This window comes from Pseudomonas entomophila (assembly GCF_023277925.1).
GTDB classification, from domain to species: Bacteria; Pseudomonadota; Gammaproteobacteria; order Pseudomonadales; family Pseudomonadaceae; genus Aquipseudomonas; species Aquipseudomonas entomophila_D.
This window is the reverse complement of the sequence record NZ_CP063832.1, coordinates 2,753,561-2,769,539: the sequence shown is the minus strand read 5'-3', so window position 1 is coordinate 2,769,539 and position 15,979 is coordinate 2,753,561. Positions and strand designations below refer to the sequence as shown.

The window sequence follows — 15,979 nt, the reverse complement described above, 5'->3', positions numbered from 1 at the left end:
GGCCGGTTTGGCAATACTGGCGTTCTTTCTCTTGCGAGTTGTCGATGTGACCAGCCTCCACAGCCTTGCCCACCTGCGCGACCTGCCAGCGACCACCTGGGATGCGCTGGTGCCGGACGGTCAGCCGTTCCTGCGCCATGCGTTCCTCACGGCCATGGAGGACAGCGGCAGTGTGGTGCCCGACACCGGTTGGGCGGCCGAACACCTGGTGCTGGAGCGTGATGGCGAGGTTCGTGCGCTGCTACCGGCCTATCGCAAGTGGCACTCGTTCGGTGAATACGTGTTCGACCATGGCTGGGCCGATGCCTGTGAGCGCGCCGGCATCGCCTACTACCCCAAGCTGCTGGGGGCCGTGCCGTTCAGCCCGGTGAGCGGGCCGCGGCTATTGGCTGCCGACCCTGCCGACGGTCTGCTGCTGTTGCAGGCTGTGCCGGAATATCTCGAGAAGGGCGGGTTGTCCGGTGCACACATCAACTTCTCGGATGCCGCGCTGGACGACAGCATCGCCAGCCTGCCGGGCTGGATGGAGCGCCTGGGCTGCCAGTTCCACTGGCGAAACCGCGGTTATCGAGACTTCCAGGACTTCCTCGACACCCTCAGTTCGCGCAAGCGCAAGCAGATGCGCAAGGAACGTGAGCAGGTGGCGGGGCAGGGGATCGCGTTCGCCTGGTACAAGGGCGATGAGCTGAGCGAAGCGCAGTGGGATTTCATCTACCTCTGCTATGCCAACACCTATGCCGTACGCCGGCGCACGCCCTACCTGACGCGGACGTTCTTCAGCCTGGTCGCCGAACGCATGCCCGAGGCGATCCGTGTGGTGATCGCCCGGCAGAACGGGCGGGATGTGGCCATGGCCTTGAGCCTGCTAGGCGGCGACAGCCTGTACGGGCGCTACTGGGGCTGCCTGGATGAGTTCGACCGACTGCATTTCGAAACCTGCTTCTACCAGGGCATGGATTTCGCCATCGCCGAGGGGCTGCAGCGATTCGATGCAGGGGCGCAGGGTGAGCACAAGCTGATTCGCGGCTTCGAGCCGGTGATCACGCGCTCGTGGCATTACCTGCTGCATCCGGGGTTGCGGCGGGCAGTGGCGGATTTTCTCGGGCAGGAGCGGGCCGGGGTGCGGGCTTATGCCGAGGAGGCGCGGGGGATGTTGCCGTATCGCCGGGATTGATAGTCCGGTTCGCCGGCAAACCGGCGAACCGGACAATGCATGGCTCAATCCACCCCGACGAACCCACCGGTCTGGTGATGCCACAACCGCGCGTACAACCCCTGCTGGGCCAGTAGCTCCGCGTGGCTGCCGCTCTCGACGATATGCCCCTTGTCCAGCACCACCAGGCGGTCCATGCGGGCGATGGTCGACAGGCGGTGGGCGATGGCGATCACGGTCTTGCCCTGCATCAGCGTCTCCAGGCTTTCCTGGATGGCGGCCTCGACCTCCGAGTCCAGCGCCGAAGTGGCTTCGTCCATCACCAGGATCGGCGCGTTCTTCAGCAGCACCCGGGCAATGGCGATGCGCTGGCGCTGGCCGCCGGAGAGTTTCACGCCCCGCTCGCCGACATGGGCATCGAAACCGGTGCGGCCTTGGGCATCGGACAACTGCGGGATGAACTCGTCCGCCCGCGCCCGGCGCACCGCTTCCCAGACGTCCTCGTCACTGGCACCGGGGCGGCCGTACAGCAGGTTGTCGCGGATCGAACGGTGCAGCAGCGAGGTGTCCTGGGTGATCATGCCGATCTGCGCACGCAGGCTGGCCTGGTTGACCTCGGCGATGTCCTGGCCGTCGATGAGGATACGCCCGCTGTCGATGTCGTACAGGCGCAGCAGCAGGTTGACCAGGGTCGACTTGCCCGCGCCGGACGGGCCGATCAGGCCGATCTTCTCGCCGGGGCGGATATCCAGGTTCAGCGCGTCGATTACCTTGCCGCCCTTGCCGTAGTGGAAGTCGACATGGTCGAAGCGCACCGCGCCACGGCTGACCTTCAGCGCCGGCGCGTCGGGCTTGTCGCTGACGGTGACCGGCTGGGCAATGGTCTGCAGGCCGTCCTGAACCATGCCGATGTTCTCGAAGATGCCGTTGACCACCCACATGATCCAGCCCGACATGTTGACGATGCGGATCACCAGGCCAGTGGCCAGGGCGATGGCGCCAACGCTGATCAGCGACTGGCTCCACAGCCACAGCGCCAGGCCGGTGGTGCTGACCACCAGCAGGCCGTTGAGCGAGGTGATGACCACGTCCATGCTGGTGACCACCCGCGAGGCCAGTTGGGTTTTCTCGGTCTGTTCGCTGATCGCCTCGCGGGCGTATTGGCGCTCATGGTCGGTGTGGGCGAACAGCTTCAGCGTGGCGATGTTGGTGTAGCCGTCGACGATGCGCCCCATCAACTTGGAGCGGGCGTCGGAGGAGATCACCGAACGTTCCTTGACCCGTGGCACGAAGTAGTAGAGTGCGGCGATGTAGCAGGCGATCCACACCAGCAGCGGCAGCATCAGCCGCCAGTCGGCCTCGGCGAACAGCACCAGCGCGCTGATGGCGTAGATCAGCACGTGCCAGAGCGCGTCCACCGCCTGCACCGCCGAGTCGCGCAGGGAGTTGCCGGTCTGCATGATGCGTTGGGCGATGCGCCCGGCGAAGTCGCTCTGGAAGAAGTTCAGGCTCTGCTTGAGCACGTAGTTGTGGTTCTGCCAGCGGATCAGGCTGGTCATGCCCGGGCTGATGGTCTGGTGCACCAGCAGATCGTGCAAACCGAAGAACAACGGCCGCAGCAGCAGGATGACCACCAGCATCCAGAGCAGCTCGCCGCTGTGTTCACTGAAGAAATTGACGTTGGGGGTGCCCTGGGCCAGGTCGATGATCCGGCTCAGGTAGCTGAACATGGCCACCTCGATCAACGAGGCGACCAGGCCGACGATCAGCAGGGCGAGAAAACTCGGCCACACCTGGCGCAGGTAGTACAGGTAGAACGGCCAGACCTTGCCGGGAGGCGCCTCGGTGGGCGCCTCGCGGAAGATGTCGATCAGTTGCTCGAAACGACGGTACAGCATGGGTGACAAGACTCCTGTGTGACCCGACCCACGTCCCTGTGTGGCGCGTGATCAGTCGATGCGTTTGGCCGACTTGATGTACACCGGGTCCGCCGGGACATCGCGCATGCCTTTCTTGACGGTGGTCGGCGAGTTGACGATCTGGTCGACCACTTCCATGCCCTTGGTGACTTTGCCGAACACCGCGTAGCCACGGTCGCGGCCCGGGTTGAGGAAGTCGTTGTCGGCGACGTTGATGAAGAACTGGCTGGTGGCCGAGTTCGGGTCGGAAGTGCGGGCCATGGACAGGGTGCCGCGGGTGTTCTGCAGGCCGTTGCTGGCTTCGTTGCGGATCGGGTCGTTGGTGTTCTTCTGCACCATCTGGTCGGTGAAACCGCCACCCTGGACCATGAAGCCCGGGATCACGCGGTGGAAGATGGTGTTGTTGTAGAAGCCGCTGTCCACGTACTGGAGGAAGTTCTTCGTGCTGATCGGCGCCTTTTCAGCGTTCAGCTCGATTTCAACCTGGCCGAAGCTGGTGTCCAGCAGTACATGCGGGGTCTTGTCGGAGGCCATGACGCTGGTGGCGAAGGCGACCGAGCAGGCGGTGAGCAGAAGTTTTTTCAGCATGGGCTCAAAGATCCTTGAGAGGTGGACGCGGCTGCGAGGAATTGCAGCAGGGTGAGGTTGAAGACCTCGGGTTGATCGAGGGGTGTAGCGTGCCGTGAATCGTCGATGACCGCCAGCCTGGCGTTGGGCATCAGGGCGACATAGCGCTCTTTGAGTGTTACCGGTGTGTAATCGTGGTCGGCGGCGATCACCAGTGTCGGACAACGGATCTGGCCGATGCGTTCCTGCACACCCCAGTCGACGATGGCATCGAAGCTTTTCAGATAGGCGCGTTTGTCGTTGCGTGCCCAGCGCTCGGCCATCTTGCGCCGCAGTTCGGCCTGCTCCGGCTTGGGGAACAACCGCTCAGCCAGGCCCTTGCCGACGGTCTTGACGCTGAGCAGGCGCGCCAGGCCCCAGCGCTTGAGCCACCAGATCCAGTCGTTGCGGGTGCGACGCTTCACTTCAGGGGCGCTGTTGACGATGCACAGGCTGCGCAGCCAGTCGGGGTGGTCGACGGCGAACTGGAAGCCGACCATGCCGCCCATCGATAGCCCGACGAAGTGCACCGGACCGGTGTCCAGATGGCGGAGCAGGGCGAGCAGGTCGTCGCTGAAGGTCTTGATCCGGTAACCCTGGCGCGGCTTGGAGGTTTGGCCGTGGCCGCGGATATCCATGAGGATGACCCGGTAGTGGCGGCTGAACTCGGGCACCTGCAGCTCCCAGTCCTGGCTGCTCGAGCCCAGCCCGTGCAGCAGCACCAGGGGTTCGCCCTGGCCATGTTCCTCGTAATGCAGCAGGCATCCGTCATGTTCGAAACAGGCCATGGGCGCGGTCCTCTCAGGCTTGCGGGGGGGCTGCGAAGGGCACGTCCAGTGGCGCGGTGTCGAAATTGCGCAGCAGTTCGATGAGGATCTGCGTGGCCGGGCCCAGGGTCTTTTCCTTGCTCGAATAAAGGTAGAACAGCGGGTGGCGGCTGCCACCCTGGTCCAGCGGCAAGGGCTTGAGCACGCCTTCGCGCAGCTCGCGCTCGATCATGTGCCGGGGTAGCCAGGCAAAGCCCAGGCCGCTGCTGACGAAGGTGGCGGCGGTGCCCAGGCTGCCCACGGTCCAGCGCTGCTCGGCGCCCAGCCAGCCAACGTCGCGGGGTTGCGCGCGGCCGGAGTCGCGGATCACCACCTGCAACTGGCTTTCCAGGTCCTGGAAAGTGATCTCGCGGCCGGTGCGGTGCAGGGCGTGCTCGGGGTGGGCGACGGCGATGAACTCCACCGGGCTCAGTTCGGTGCCCAGGTAGCCGCCGATGTTGAAGCTGCTGATGGCCAGATCCGCGATGCCTTCGTGCAACACCTCCTCGACCCCGGACAACACCTCCTCGCGCAGCCGCACCCGGCAACCTCGGCTTTGCGGCATGAAGGCGGCCAGGGCGCGCACCAGGCGGGCGCTGGGGTAGGCAGCATCGACCACCAGGCGTACTTCGGCTTCCCAGCCCTGCTCCATGTGATGGGCCAGGTCCTCCAGCTGGCTGGCCTGCTTGACCAACTGCCGCGAGCGGCGCAGCAGCACGCTGCCAGCTTCGGTCAGCACCGCCTTGCGCCCGTCGATGCGCAGCAACGGCACGCCCAGTTGCTCCTGCATCCGCGCCACGGTGTAGCTCACCGACGACTGCGAGCGGTGCAGGGCCTCGGCGGCCTGGGCGAACCCTCCATGGTCGACCACCGCCTGCAGGGTCCGCCACTGATCCAGGGTTACGCGCGGCGCTTTCATCTAGGGCTCCTGTTGTCCTAAGCTGCGCTCTTCTCAAGGAGAGCGCCCGTATGAAGAAATGTTGTGCGGTTTTGCTGTTGTGCCTGCCCTTCACCGCCATGGCTTACCCCATCGACGTGGAGAAGGAGCTGACCGGGGTCAAGGTCGACTACACCGCCTATGACACGGCCTACGACATCGGCGCCATCACCCTGAACAACTATGGGCAGGTGCCGGCGGCCTGCAAGGTCATGTTCCGCAACGGCCCCGAGGCCCCACGGGTGCGCAGGGTCAACGTGCCGGCCGGCAAGAGCGTGGATGTGACCGCCAAGTTCAACCGGCAGATCATCAAGCTGCGCATCTTGCTGGACTGCAAAGCGGAATAAAACTGATTAATCGATAGATTGATCCCACTTTTTACGCTTTTTTATCGATAGGTCAACCCTTAATCTCACCTCCATCGAATCGCCACCCCTTACCGCCGATGGAGGCACCCCATGTCCCGCGTACTGATCATCGAAAGCAGCGCCCGCCAGCAGGATTCCGTTTCCCGTCAACTGACCCGCGATTTCATCCAGCAGTGGCAGGCAGCGCACCCGGCTGACGAAATCACCGTGCGCGACTTGGCGGTGAACCCGGTGCCGCACCTGGACGCCGACCTGCTGGGGGGCTGGATGAAGCCCGAGGAACAGCGCAGCGCCGCCGAGGTGGACGCCCTGGGCCGTTCCAACGCCCTGACCGACGAACTGCTGGCCGCCGACGTGCTGGTGATGGCCGCGCCGATGTACAACTTCACCATCCCCAGCACCCTCAAGGCCTGGCTGGACCACGTGCTGCGCGCCGGCATCACCTTCAAGTACACCCCGACCGGCCCACAAGGCTTGCTGGCAGGCAAGCGCGCCATCGTCCTGACCGCCCGTGGCGGCATCCACGCCGGTGCCAGCAGCGACCACCAGGAACCGTACCTGCGCCAGGTGATGGCCTTCATCGGCATCCATGACGTGGACTTCATCCACGCCGAAGGCCTGAACATGAGCGGCGAGTTCCACGAGAAGGGGCTGAACCAGGCCAAGGCCAAGCTGGCCGCGGTGGCCTGATAGGCGACGAATTCCCAACCTGACACCTTGTTGCTCCTTTGGGTGTGCCTGCCCGGTCATCGTGATGGCCGGGCTTTTTTCATTCTGTTCGCCGGTTTGCAGGCGAACAAACCCACAATCTCCATGGTTGAACTGGCCGGGCCCAACCCGCTAAGGTCGCCGCCTTGATCCACGAGGGCCAACCATGGGCTACCTGATAATCGTCGCGCTGATCCAGGCGTACTCCTTCAACCTGATCGGCGAGTACCTGGCCGGCCATGTCGACAGTTATTTCGCTGTGCTCGCCCGGGTGGTTCTGGCCGGGCTGGTGTTCCTGCCGCTGACCCGCTGGCGCCAGGTCGAGCCACGCTTCCTGCGTTCGATGCTGCTGATCGGCGCACTGCAGTACGGCATCACCTACGTCTGCCTGTACCTGAGCTTCCGCGTGCTGACCGTGCCCGAGGTGTTGCTGTTCACCATCCTCACCCCCCTGCACGTCACGCTGATCGAGGACGCCCTGAACCGGCGCTTCAACCCCTGGGCGCTGCTGGCCGCGCTGGTGGCGGTGGCCGGTGCGGCGGTGATCCGCTTCGACACCATTTCGGGCGAGTTCTTCATCGGCTTCCTGCTGCTGCAACTGGCCAACTTCACCTATGCCGCCGGCCAGGTGCTGTATCGTCACCTGGTCGCCCGTTACCCCAGTGACCTGCCGCATTACCGGCGCTTCGGCTACTTCTACCTGGGCGCGTTGATCGTTGTGCTGCCGGCCTTCCTGCTGTTTGGCAACACCCAGCGCCTGCCGAGCACCGACACCCAATGGCTGGTACTGCTGTTCCTCGGCCTGTGCCCGACCGCGCTGGGGCTGTACTGGTGGAACAAGGGCGCCTGCCTGGTGTCTGGCGGCACCCTGGCGGTGATGAACAACCTGCATGTGCCGGTGGGGCTGTTGCTGAACCTGCTGATCTGGAACCAGGACGAACCGCTGGGGCGCCTGGCCATCGGCGGCTTGATCATCCTGGCGTCGGTGTGGCTGAGCCGCCTGGGCGGCCAGCGAGCGCTGCTGCCAGGGGCGACTTCGTCGCGTTGACCGATCGTGCTGCCAACCGAAGGCGCCCTGGTGGGCGCCTTCGTCTTTTCTGGCGCCAGGGTTGGCCCACGCAGGAAGCGAGGGGCAAGATAGGCGCAGGTGACCTCAAGATCGCCAGTCATGAAATGGACGTGAACAACAATACAAGGAAGAGACCGTGAACCTTGACCTGACTGACCTGAAGCTGTTCATAAAGATTGCCGAGTCGCCCAGCCTGACCCAGGGTGCCCGGCGTGCCTGCCTGTCACCCGGCGCGGCGAGCATGCGCATCAAATCGATGGAGGGCGAGCTGGGCGAGGGGCTGTTCCTTCGCCAGCACAAAGGCCTGGTGCTGACGGCGGCGGGCAGGCGCCTGCTGGTCCATGCCCGCAAGATCCTCGGCCAGTTGGAGGTGCTCAAGGCCGAGTTCGACCGGCACGAAGAACAGGATGTGGCCTGCATGCGCATGTACGTCGACGGCTTCACGGCCTTCGAGTCCACCCAGCAGCGGCTGGTGCGCTACCTGGCGGAGCACGCGCACATCGCCATCGACCTGCAGGCACGCAACCCGGGTGAGATTGTCCGGGGCGTGCGGGAAGGGTTTGTCGACATGGGGCTGGTCGCGGGCGGTGCGCCGGTGGAAGGCTGCGCTTCGATCGCCATGCCGGTGCTCAACTATGTGGTCGTGCTGCCCCGTCGTCACCCATTGGCTAACGCGGCGACACTGCGCCTGCGCGATGTGCTGCAACACCCGCAGGTGGGCCTGTGCGGTGATACTGCCCTGAGCCGACTGATCGAGGAGCAGGCGCGGGACGATGGCAGCGAGGCGCAGTTCAGGATCAAGGTGTCCACGGGTGAAGCGTTCTGCCGGATGGTCGCCGAGGGCGTGGGTATTGGTGTCGCGCCGGACGCGGCGGTGCAGCGCTACTTGCGCTGCTGCGCATTGGTGGCACGGCCCCTGGAGGAAGCCTGGGCGCGGCAGGTTCACATGATGTTGGTCAGGCACACCGATAGCATGCCCCGCCATGTCACCGAACTGCTCTCCTACCTGAGCGCCGCCTGAGGAAAGGCCGCCGATGCCAGGTAGGTGTGCCTGGCATCGGCAACGGCTTCAGCGGGTACCCGGCACCAGGCTGAGGATCTCGTCGATGGGCATGCAGGCCGGCTCGATCTCGTAGGCGCGGTCGTTCTCCAGGATGCTGGTGGCCACCTGGCGCATGGCCGAGTAGGCACCGCGCAGCATGTGATTGGCGTAGATCACCGCGTTGAAGCCCGCGTCGGCCAGGCACGAGAACGTGAGTTGCGGGTAGCTGGTGGGCACGCAGATCAGCGGTGTGGCGGGGTGGCGGTGCTTGAAGCGCCGGGCGAAGTCGAGGATCTCCTCGCCACTGCGCTTGCGGCTGTGGATCATGATGCCGTCGGCACCGGCCTCGGTGTAGGCGCTGCAACGGGCCAGGGCATCCTCCAGGCCTTTTTCCAGGATCAGGCTCTCGCAGCGGGCGAAGATCATCATCCGGTCACCGGGCCGGTGTTGCGTGCCGGCCCTGATCTTTTCGCAGAAGTGCTCCACCGTCTCCTGCTCCTGGTGCACCGAGAGGCCCAGCAGGGAGTTCTTCTTCAAGCCGCACTTGTCCTCGATGACGATCGCCGAGACGCCGGCGCGCGCCAGCCACTGCACATGGATGGCGAAATGTTCGACTTTGCCACCTGTGTCGGCGTCGTAGATCAGCGGCAGGTCGCACACCCCGAGGATCTCGTTGAGCCGCTCGAGGCGGTCGCTGGGCGAGAGGATCTCGATGTCAGGCAGGCAACGCTGGGTCGAGTCGGTCAGCGAACTGGACCAGATGGCGTCATAGCCCAGGCTGGCGCCGCGCGCCTCCAGGCGCACGTTCTTGGCCAGCATGGCCGATATCGGGCTGTGCGCCTCCAGCACGCGCAGGCAAGGTTTGTCATGGAACAGTTGGCGCAGGTCGATGCGCGAATCGGGATTCACGATGTTCATGGGGCCACTTCCTTGATCAGGGGGGTGTCAGACGGTCAGGACCGACTCCATCTTGTGCAGGTGTGCGCAGGCACGTTGCACGTATTCGCACGACAACGCCTCGATCCGCGTGTAGTCGAGCGCCTGTGCCGTGGCCTGGCAATAGAGTTCCAGGGCGCTGGTGGCATGGAAGAAATGCTGGGCCTCGACCGCGCCACAATGCACGCTGAGGAAGGTGGCGATACGGTGCGCTTCGCCTGCGGGCTTGCCTTGCACCTGCTTCAGCCAGTCTTTCCACAAGGGTGTCATCACGTTGTATTCGCCGGTGTTGAACAGCTCGGTCATCGCCATCATCTCGATGGCTTCCACCAGTTGCGGGGCGAGCGGGCGCTTGTTGCCGACCCAACTGGAGAATTCCTTGGTCACCGGGTTCAGGTAGCGGTCCTGCAGGCGCCAGTCGTCCGAGCCGCAGATCGCCGTGGCCATGCGCGCATACAGCTTGGAGTGGTGCGGGTGGCCGTGCATCTCGCCCAGGCCGATATCCTCGACGATGATCTCGCCGCAGTGGCGCGCGGCCTCCAGCAGGCGCAGGCGGTTTTGGTCATCGTCGAGTGCCTCGGACTCCTGGAGCAATCGCACGATGATGCTGGACACCGCATGTGCGGCGCCATCCGGGCTGCGCCATCCGCAGAAGAAGGTGCACAGGCTGTCGCGCGACCAGGGCTCGGAGGTGATGCGCTGGTAGGTGTCCAGGTAGTCACCGAGCAGGTCGTCGTGAACGTCGAAACCCTTTCTCAGGGCGCTGGCCAGGCGTTTGTCCTGGACATCGGTCAGCGCCTGGTCAACGAATGACAGCATGAAATCCGTTTTCTTCATGTCATGATCTCGCGGTTGGTGGGGGGAGGTCCGGGTTCAGGCAAGCGATGCGATGAAGGTGGCGAAGCGCCCCAGCCCTTCGACCAGGTCGTCTTCGCTAACCGAGTAAGAGAGCCGCACGGCGCGAGGGTCGCCATTGCTGCAGCCGGGCACCAGGGCGATGCGCGCCTCGGTCAGCAGCAACTCGCACAGGTGGCTGGCGTCACGCAGGGGTTGGTCCTGATAGCGCTTGCCCAGCAGGTCGCCGATGTCCAGGTACAGGTAGAAGGCACCCTGGGGCGGTGCGAAGCGGATCCCTTCGAGCTGGCCTAGCAGGGCGGTGGCCGTCGCCAGTTGGCGGTCGAGCTGGGCGTTGATGTCGGCGGCGAAGCGTTGCGCGCCCTCGCCATCCAGGGCGGTCAACGCGGCGTACTGGGCCAGGCTGCTGGGGTTGGAGGTGGTGTGCGCCTGCAGGTTGTGCATCGCCGTGACCACCGCCTTGGGGGCGCAGGCATAGCCCAGCCGCCAGCCGGTCACGGCCTGGCTCTTGGAGAACGAGTCGATGACGATGGTCGATCCCTTGAGCTCGGGCAGCAGGCTGACGATGTTGTGGTGTTGCTGGCCGCCGCGCAGCAGGCCGCGATAGCACTCGTCGAAGATGACCCAGAGCTTGCGCTCCAGGGCCAGTTCACCGATGGCGAGCAGTTCCTGGGGCGAATAGACCACGCCGGTGGGGTTGTTCGGGGTGTTGATGATGATCGCCTTGCTGCGTGGTGACAGGGCGGCTTTCACCGCCGCGCTGCGCAACGAGTACTGGTCGGCCCGGGTGTCGATGAACACCGGGCTTGCACCGGCCAGTTCGACCTGGGTGGGGAAGGTCTCCCAGTAGGGGCGTGGGATGAGTACTTCGTCGCCAGGATCGAGCAGTACCATCGCGCTGTTGAACAGGGCCTGTTTGGCGCCGCTGGACACGGCGATTTCATCGGCGCCGTAGGTGACGCCCAGGCGCTGGCTGACACTGTTGGCCAATGCCTGGCGCAGGCGCGGGTTACCCAATGGCGGGGTGTAGCGGTTCCACTGTTCGTGCACCGCGGCGATGGCGCCGCTGCGCATGTCCGGCGCTGCATCCGTGGCCAGCTCGCCGGCTGCGAAGTTGATCACTTTGATGCCGGCGTCACGCAGGGCGTTGGCTTTGCTGCGCATGCTCGAGGTGCCGGGCGCGCCGATGCGGCCGGCGCGCGCCGAGAGTTCGTAGGTCATGGTTCACATCCTTGTTGTTGGCGATCCGCAGGCATCCAGCTCAGCGTCGGGTCAGGCCTTTCATGCCGTTGTAGGTGACCAGGCACAGGGGCAGGGTCAGCAGTAGCACGCAGGCCAGCACTACCAGCCCCTCATTCACCCCCGCCTGGTCGGAGATTGCGCCGATCAGCACCGGCGCCAGGGCGCCGCCACCGACGGTGCCGGTATAGAACCAGGCGAACACCCGATCGCGGCGGTCGCGGGGGGCGAAGTCCGGCACCAGGCCGCCAAGTACCGACGAGGTGCCGTTCAGGGCCACGCCAATCAGCGGCATGACCAGCATCAGCGCGCCGTAGGGCAGTACCAGCGCCAGCAGGATCAACAGGGCGGTGAGCAGTTCGGTGCAGATCACCGTGCGCACCGGCCCCAGGCGTGCGCCGAGGTAGCCGCAGAACAGCTTGCCGAAGGCACCGCCGATGAACAGCAGGGACAGCGCCAGGCCGATGTGCTCGGTGCTGGCGCCCTTGCTTTGCAGCAGGAACGGCAGGAACGTGAGGAAGCCCATGCGCACGCCGCTGTCGAGGGTGCCGGTGGCGATCAGCGCCATCAGGCCCGACGTGCTGCCGGCCTGGTCGGTGCTGCCGGCCTTCTTGCTGGCCTTGTCGTGGGCCTGGGTGCTGGGCATCAGCAGCCAGAGGGCGAAAGCGGCGGCGATGCCGAGCGCCCCCAGCAGGGTGGCATTGGCCTGCCATGAGATGTACACCAGCGCCAGACCGGTGAGCCCCGGAATGATGGCCTTGCCGATGTCGCCGGCGAAGTTGTACTGGGCCAGGGCCTGCTTGACCCGGCCGCTGCCGTCATAGGCATCCGAGACCAGGGCCGAGGCCAGGGGGTGTTGGGTGCTGGCACCCAGGCCGCCGATCATCAAGGCCAGCAGCAGCAGGGTGATGTCGGTGGCCTGCGCGGCCAGCAAGTAGGCGAAACCGGCCAGGGCGGTGCCCCTGACCAGCAGGGCTTGTCGTCCCCAGCGACGCGCGCCGCGGCTGGCCAGTAACTGAAAACCGGCCATCATCCCGGCATAAGCGCCGCGCAGCAGGCCGACCTGGGCGTAGCTGAGACCAAAGGCCGCCTGCCAGATGGGCAGCAGCACGTAGATCACATCGGTCAGGCCGTCGTGCACGCCGTGGGCGAGGCTGCCTGCGGCCAGCGCCTTGCGGCGTGTGGTGTGGTCGGCGCCATCCGGCTCGTCGAGTTTTTCCAGGGAGATGTCTTGGCGCATCGCTTGCTCGCAGTCCTTGTGTCGATACCTGGCCGAAAGCCGCAGGGTGCGGTTCGGTGTGCTGGCTGCAGGGTAGGAGATGCGCGGCGGGGTGGGTATTCGTATTTGCCGAAGGCTGGCGTTTAATAATTCTGAAATAGTTGTAACTATTTGTTTCTAATGGCTGCTTTGCAGTGAGCCCAGCGAAATTTTTTTGGGGTATGTGAGTTGGTGTTCGCCGGCAAGGCCGGCTCCTATGGGGCGGTTGTGAAATTTGGATTCAACGCGGTACCTGTAGGAGCCGGCCTTGCCGGCGAATGGGCCAGTGCCGTCAACACCGTTGTGTCAGACGTTGCTGTACGCGTGGGGCTCCTGCTCCAGTTGATACCTGCCAGCCAATCCGATGCGCATGTCGTTGCCGCTGGGTTGTTGGTACAGGCTCAGCCCGAACTCCGGCAGCACCGCCAGCAGGTAGTCGAAGATATCGCCCTGGATGCGCTCGTACTCGGCCCATGCCGTGGTGGTGGTGAAGCAGTAGATCTCCAGCGGCACGCCTTCGGCGGTGGTCTGCATCTGGCGGACCATGCAGGTCATGTCCGGGTGTACGTTGGGGTGGTTCTTCAGGTAGGCCAGGGCGAAGGCGCGGAAGGTACCGATGTTGGTCAGCTTGCGGCGGTTGGCGGCCAGCTCCGCCACCGGGCCCAGGGCCTCGTTCCAGCTGTGCAGCTCCTGGCGTTTCTGCGCCAGGTAGTCGCCGAGCAGGCGAACCTGACTAAGACGGTGTTCTTCTTCTTGTGTGAGGAAGCGCACCCCGGCGGCGTCGATGAACAGGCTGCGCTTGATGCGCCGCCCGCCCGACTGCTGCATGCCGCGGTAGTTGCGGAACGACTCGCTCATCAGGCGCCATGTGGGGATGGAGACGATGGTCTTGTCGAAGTTCTGCACCTTGACCGTGTGCAAGGTGATGTCCACCACATCGCCGTCGGCGCCGACCTGGGGCATCTCGATCCAGTCACCCACGTGCAGCATGTCGTTGCTGGTGAGCTGCACGCTGGCGACAAACGACAGCAATGTATCCTTGTATACCAGCAGCAGCACCGCCGACATGGCGCCCAGGCCGGACAACAGTAACAGCGGCGAGCGGTCGATGAGGGTGGCGACGATCACGATCGCGGCGAAGATCCACAGCATCATCTTGGCCAGTTGCACGTAGCCCTTGATCGAGCGGGTGCGGGCATGTTCGGTACGGGCATAGATGTCCAGCAGGGCATCGAGCAGGCACGACAGGGCCAGGGTCATGAACAGCAAGGTGAAGGCCAGGGCGAAATTACCCAGGAAGTGCTGGGCGGTGTCGGAGAGCTCCGGCACCAGCTTCAGGCCGAACTGGATCACCAGCGAGGGGGTGGTCTGGGCCAGGCGGTGGAACACCTTGTTCTGGCGCAGATCGTCGAGCCACCGAAGCGCGGGCTGGCGGGCCAGCAGGCGGCTGGCATGCAGGACCAGGAAGCGGGCCAGGCGGCCGACCAGCAGCGAGACGAGCAGCAGCACGCCCAGCCCGAGCGCGGCATGCAGCAGTGGATGTTGGTCGAGGGTCCCCCAGAGGTCGAGGGTGTCATGCCAGATGCGTTGGATGTCCATGGGTGCGAAAGCGGTCTGTATAGCGGTACGAAGGGGCGTTAGAGTGCCAATCGGGGCAAAGTTACCAAAAGAAGTTCGGCTCCGACGAAGGAAAACGTTACCCTATGCAACTTGAATTTTTCGCACTTGCCCGAGGTTACGCCGTGTTTTCCCAATTCGCCCTGCACGAACGCCTGCTCAAAGCCGTGGCCGAGCTGAAATTTGTCGAGCCGACGCCGGTGCAGGCAGCGGCCATTCCCCTGGCGTTGCAAGGGCGTGACCTGCGGGTGACGGCGCAGACCGGCAGCGGCAAGACGGCGGCCTTTGTCCTGCCACTGCTCAACCGCCTGGTCGACCTGAGCGGCCCGCGCGTGGAAATCCGTGCGCTGATCCTGCTGCCTACCCGCGAGCTGGCCCAGCAGACCCTCAAGCAGGTGCAACTGTTCTCCCAGTTCACCTACATCAAGTCCGGGCTGGTGACTGGCGGCGAAGACTTCAAGGAACAGGCCGCCATGCTGCGCAAGGTGCCGGACGTGCTGATCGGCACACCGGGCCGCCTGCTGGAGCAGCTCAACGCCGGCAACCTCGACCTTTCGCATGTGAAGGTGCTGATCCTCGACGAGGCCGACCGCATGCTCGACATGGGCTTCGCCGAAGACATGGAGCGCCTGTGCAAGGAGTGCGAGAACCGCGAACAGACCCTGCTGTTCTCCGCCACCACCGGCGGCGCGGCCCTGCGCGACATCATCGGCAAGGTGCTGAAAGACCCTGAGCACCTGATGCTCAACAGCGTCTCGCAGCTCGCCGAAGGCACCCGCCAGCAAATCATCACCGCCGACCACGACCAGCATAAAGAGCAGATCGTGCAGTGGCTGCTGGCCAACGAGACCTACCAGAAAGCGATCATCTTCACCAACACCCGCGCCTTGGCCGATCGCATCTACGGCCACCTGGTGGCGAAAGAAGTCAAAGCCTTCGTGTTGCACGGCGAGAAAGACCAGAAGGACCGCAAGCTGGCCATCGACCGGTTCAAGGACGGCGGCTCCAAGGTGCTGGTGGCCACCGACGTCGCTGCCCGTGGCCTGGACATCGATGGCCTGGACCTGGTGATCAACTTCGACATGCCGCGCAGCGGTGACGAGTACGTGCACCGCATCGGCCGTACCGGCCGCGCCGGTGGCGAAGGCCTGGCGATCTCGCTGATCACCCACAACGACTGGAACCTGATGTCGAGCATCGAGCGCTACCTCAAGCAGCAGTTCGAGCGCCGTGTCATCAAGGAGGTCAAGGGTACTTACAGCGGCCCGAAAAAGGTCAAGGCGTCGGGCAAGGCCGCTGGCAGCAAGAAGAAAAAAGTCGAGAAGAAGACCGGCGCCGACAAGAAAGCCGCCGCCAAGCGCAAGCCAGCCGCCAAGCCGAAGGCCAAAGCTCCGTTGGCCAGCGCCGACGGCCTGGCACCGCTGAAAAAGCGCAAGCCAGCAGCCGAGTAAGCCACGCTTGCCGCA

Annotated in this window: 15 protein-coding genes; 6 read left to right on the top strand and 9 right to left on the bottom strand. The window is 64.6% G+C overall.

Going from position 1 to position 15,979, the window contains the following annotated elements:
• Positions 1–46: 46 nt before the first annotated feature.
• Positions 47–1,174 carry a GNAT family N-acetyltransferase gene (locus IM733_RS12020; protein ID WP_248921015.1) on the top strand — a complete coding sequence of 376 codons (1,128 nt, stop codon included), beginning with the start codon at positions 47–49 and terminating at the stop codon, positions 1,172–1,174.
• A gap of 44 nt (positions 1,175–1,218) precedes the next feature.
• On the opposite strand, the gene IM733_RS12015 is transcribed toward IM733_RS12020, so the two are convergent.
• From IM733_RS12015 to IM733_RS12000, 4 genes are read right to left on the bottom strand one after another with little or no spacing between them, the layout of a single operon-like run.
• On the bottom strand, positions 1,219–3,051 hold the full coding sequence (locus IM733_RS12015; protein WP_248921014.1) for an ABC transporter ATP-binding protein: 1,833 nt from the start codon (positions 3,049–3,051) through the stop codon (positions 1,219–1,221).
• A 51-nt stretch (positions 3,052–3,102) separates the two neighbouring features.
• Positions 3,103–3,660: a peptidylprolyl isomerase gene (locus IM733_RS12010; protein ID WP_248921013.1), complete on the bottom strand. Its 558-nt coding sequence runs from the start codon at positions 3,658–3,660 to the stop codon at positions 3,103–3,105.
• Positions 3,654–4,466 (bottom strand): alpha/beta fold hydrolase, encoded by an 813-nt coding sequence (locus IM733_RS12005; protein WP_248921012.1) that lies wholly within the window; start codon positions 4,464–4,466, stop codon positions 3,654–3,656. Before IM733_RS12005 ends, IM733_RS12010 begins: the two co-directional genes overlap by 7 nt.
• A 13-nt stretch (positions 4,467–4,479) precedes the next feature.
• Positions 4,480–5,403: a LysR family transcriptional regulator gene (locus IM733_RS12000; protein ID WP_248921011.1), complete on the bottom strand. Its 924-nt coding sequence runs from the start codon at positions 5,401–5,403 to the stop codon at positions 4,480–4,482.
• Between the two features lie 50 nt (positions 5,404–5,453).
• Here IM733_RS12000 and IM733_RS11995 point away from each other — a divergent pair, with 50 nt between their 5' ends.
• The 4 genes from IM733_RS11995 (at position 5,454) to IM733_RS11980 (ending at position 8,587) form a co-directional block, all read left to right on the top strand.
• Positions 5,454–5,768, top strand: a complete 315-nt coding sequence (locus IM733_RS11995) for a 3-phosphoglycerate kinase (protein WP_248921010.1) — start codon at positions 5,454–5,456, stop codon at positions 5,766–5,768.
• Between the two features lie 111 nt (positions 5,769–5,879).
• A complete protein-coding gene (locus IM733_RS11990; RefSeq protein ID WP_248921009.1) occupies positions 5,880–6,479 on the top strand; it encodes an FMN-dependent NADH-azoreductase in 600 nt (199 codons plus the stop codon).
• Between the two features lie 184 nt (positions 6,480–6,663).
• Positions 6,664–7,545, top strand: coding sequence for a carboxylate/amino acid/amine transporter (locus IM733_RS11985; RefSeq protein ID WP_248921008.1), 882 nt, complete (start codon positions 6,664–6,666; stop codon positions 7,543–7,545).
• Between the two features lie 157 nt (positions 7,546–7,702).
• The gene (locus tag IM733_RS11980) at positions 7,703–8,587 is read left to right on the top strand and encodes a LysR family transcriptional regulator (RefSeq protein ID WP_248921007.1); all 885 of its coding nucleotides are present in this window, start codon (positions 7,703–7,705) and stop codon (positions 8,585–8,587) included.
• Between the two features lie 48 nt (positions 8,588–8,635).
• On the opposite strand, the gene aepX is transcribed toward IM733_RS11980, so the two are convergent.
• The 5 genes from aepX to IM733_RS11955 form a co-directional block, all read right to left on the bottom strand.
• The gene (aepX, locus tag IM733_RS11975) at positions 8,636–9,526 is read right to left on the bottom strand and encodes a phosphoenolpyruvate mutase (RefSeq protein WP_248921006.1); all 891 of its coding nucleotides are present in this window, start codon (positions 9,524–9,526) and stop codon (positions 8,636–8,638) included.
• A 27-nt stretch (positions 9,527–9,553) separates the two neighbouring features.
• Positions 9,554–10,363: a hypothetical protein gene (locus tag IM733_RS11970; RefSeq protein ID WP_248921005.1), complete on the bottom strand. Its 810-nt coding sequence runs from the start codon at positions 10,361–10,363 to the stop codon at positions 9,554–9,556.
• 54 nt (positions 10,364–10,417) lie between these two features.
• Entirely contained in the window at positions 10,418–11,620 is a 1,203-nt protein-coding gene (locus IM733_RS11965) for a pyridoxal phosphate-dependent aminotransferase (RefSeq protein WP_248921004.1), read from the bottom strand.
• Positions 11,621–11,660: 40 nt separating this feature from the next.
• A complete protein-coding gene (locus tag IM733_RS11960) occupies positions 11,661–12,878 on the bottom strand; it encodes an MFS transporter (RefSeq protein WP_248921003.1) in 1,218 nt (405 codons plus the stop codon).
• A 324-nt stretch (positions 12,879–13,202) separates the two neighbouring features.
• Positions 13,203–14,495, bottom strand: a complete 1,293-nt coding sequence (locus IM733_RS11955; protein ID WP_248921002.1) for a mechanosensitive ion channel family protein — start codon at positions 14,493–14,495, stop codon at positions 13,203–13,205.
• A gap of 143 nt (positions 14,496–14,638) precedes the next feature.
• On the opposite strand from IM733_RS11955, the gene IM733_RS11950 reads away from it, so the two are divergent.
• Positions 14,639–15,964: a DEAD/DEAH box helicase gene (locus IM733_RS11950; protein WP_430624186.1), complete on the top strand. Its 1,326-nt coding sequence runs from the start codon at positions 14,639–14,641 to the stop codon at positions 15,962–15,964.
• Positions 15,965–15,979 lie beyond the last annotated feature (15 nt).

Coding starts and splice junctions, on each gene's coding strand:
- IM733_RS12015 (WP_248921014.1), bottom strand. CDS start 3,051: ATGCTGTACCGTCGTTTCGAGCAACTGATCGACATCTTCCGCGAGGCG.
- IM733_RS12010 (WP_248921013.1), bottom strand. CDS start 3,660: ATGCTGAAAAAACTTCTGCTCACCGCCTGCTCGGTCGCCTTCGCCACC.
- IM733_RS12005 (WP_248921012.1), bottom strand. CDS start 4,466: ATGGCCTGTTTCGAACATGACGGATGCCTGCTGCATTACGAGGAACAT.
- IM733_RS12000 (WP_248921011.1), bottom strand. CDS start 5,403: ATGAAAGCGCCGCGCGTAACCCTGGATCAGTGGCGGACCCTGCAGGCG.
- IM733_RS11995 (WP_248921010.1), top strand. CDS start 5,454: ATGAAGAAATGTTGTGCGGTTTTGCTGTTGTGCCTGCCCTTCACCGCC.
- IM733_RS11990 (WP_248921009.1), top strand. CDS start 5,880: ATGTCCCGCGTACTGATCATCGAAAGCAGCGCCCGCCAGCAGGATTCC.
- IM733_RS11985 (WP_248921008.1), top strand. CDS start 6,664: ATGGGCTACCTGATAATCGTCGCGCTGATCCAGGCGTACTCCTTCAAC.
- aepX (WP_248921006.1), bottom strand. CDS start 9,526: ATGAACATCGTGAATCCCGATTCGCGCATCGACCTGCGCCAACTGTTC.
- IM733_RS11970 (WP_248921005.1), bottom strand. CDS start 10,363: ATGCTGTCATTCGTTGACCAGGCGCTGACCGATGTCCAGGACAAACGC.
- IM733_RS11965 (WP_248921004.1), bottom strand. CDS start 11,620: ATGACCTACGAACTCTCGGCGCGCGCCGGCCGCATCGGCGCGCCCGGC.
- IM733_RS11960 (WP_248921003.1), bottom strand. CDS start 12,878: ATGCGCCAAGACATCTCCCTGGAAAAACTCGACGAGCCGGATGGCGCC.
- IM733_RS11955 (WP_248921002.1), bottom strand. CDS start 14,495: ATGGACATCCAACGCATCTGGCATGACACCCTCGACCTCTGGGGGACC.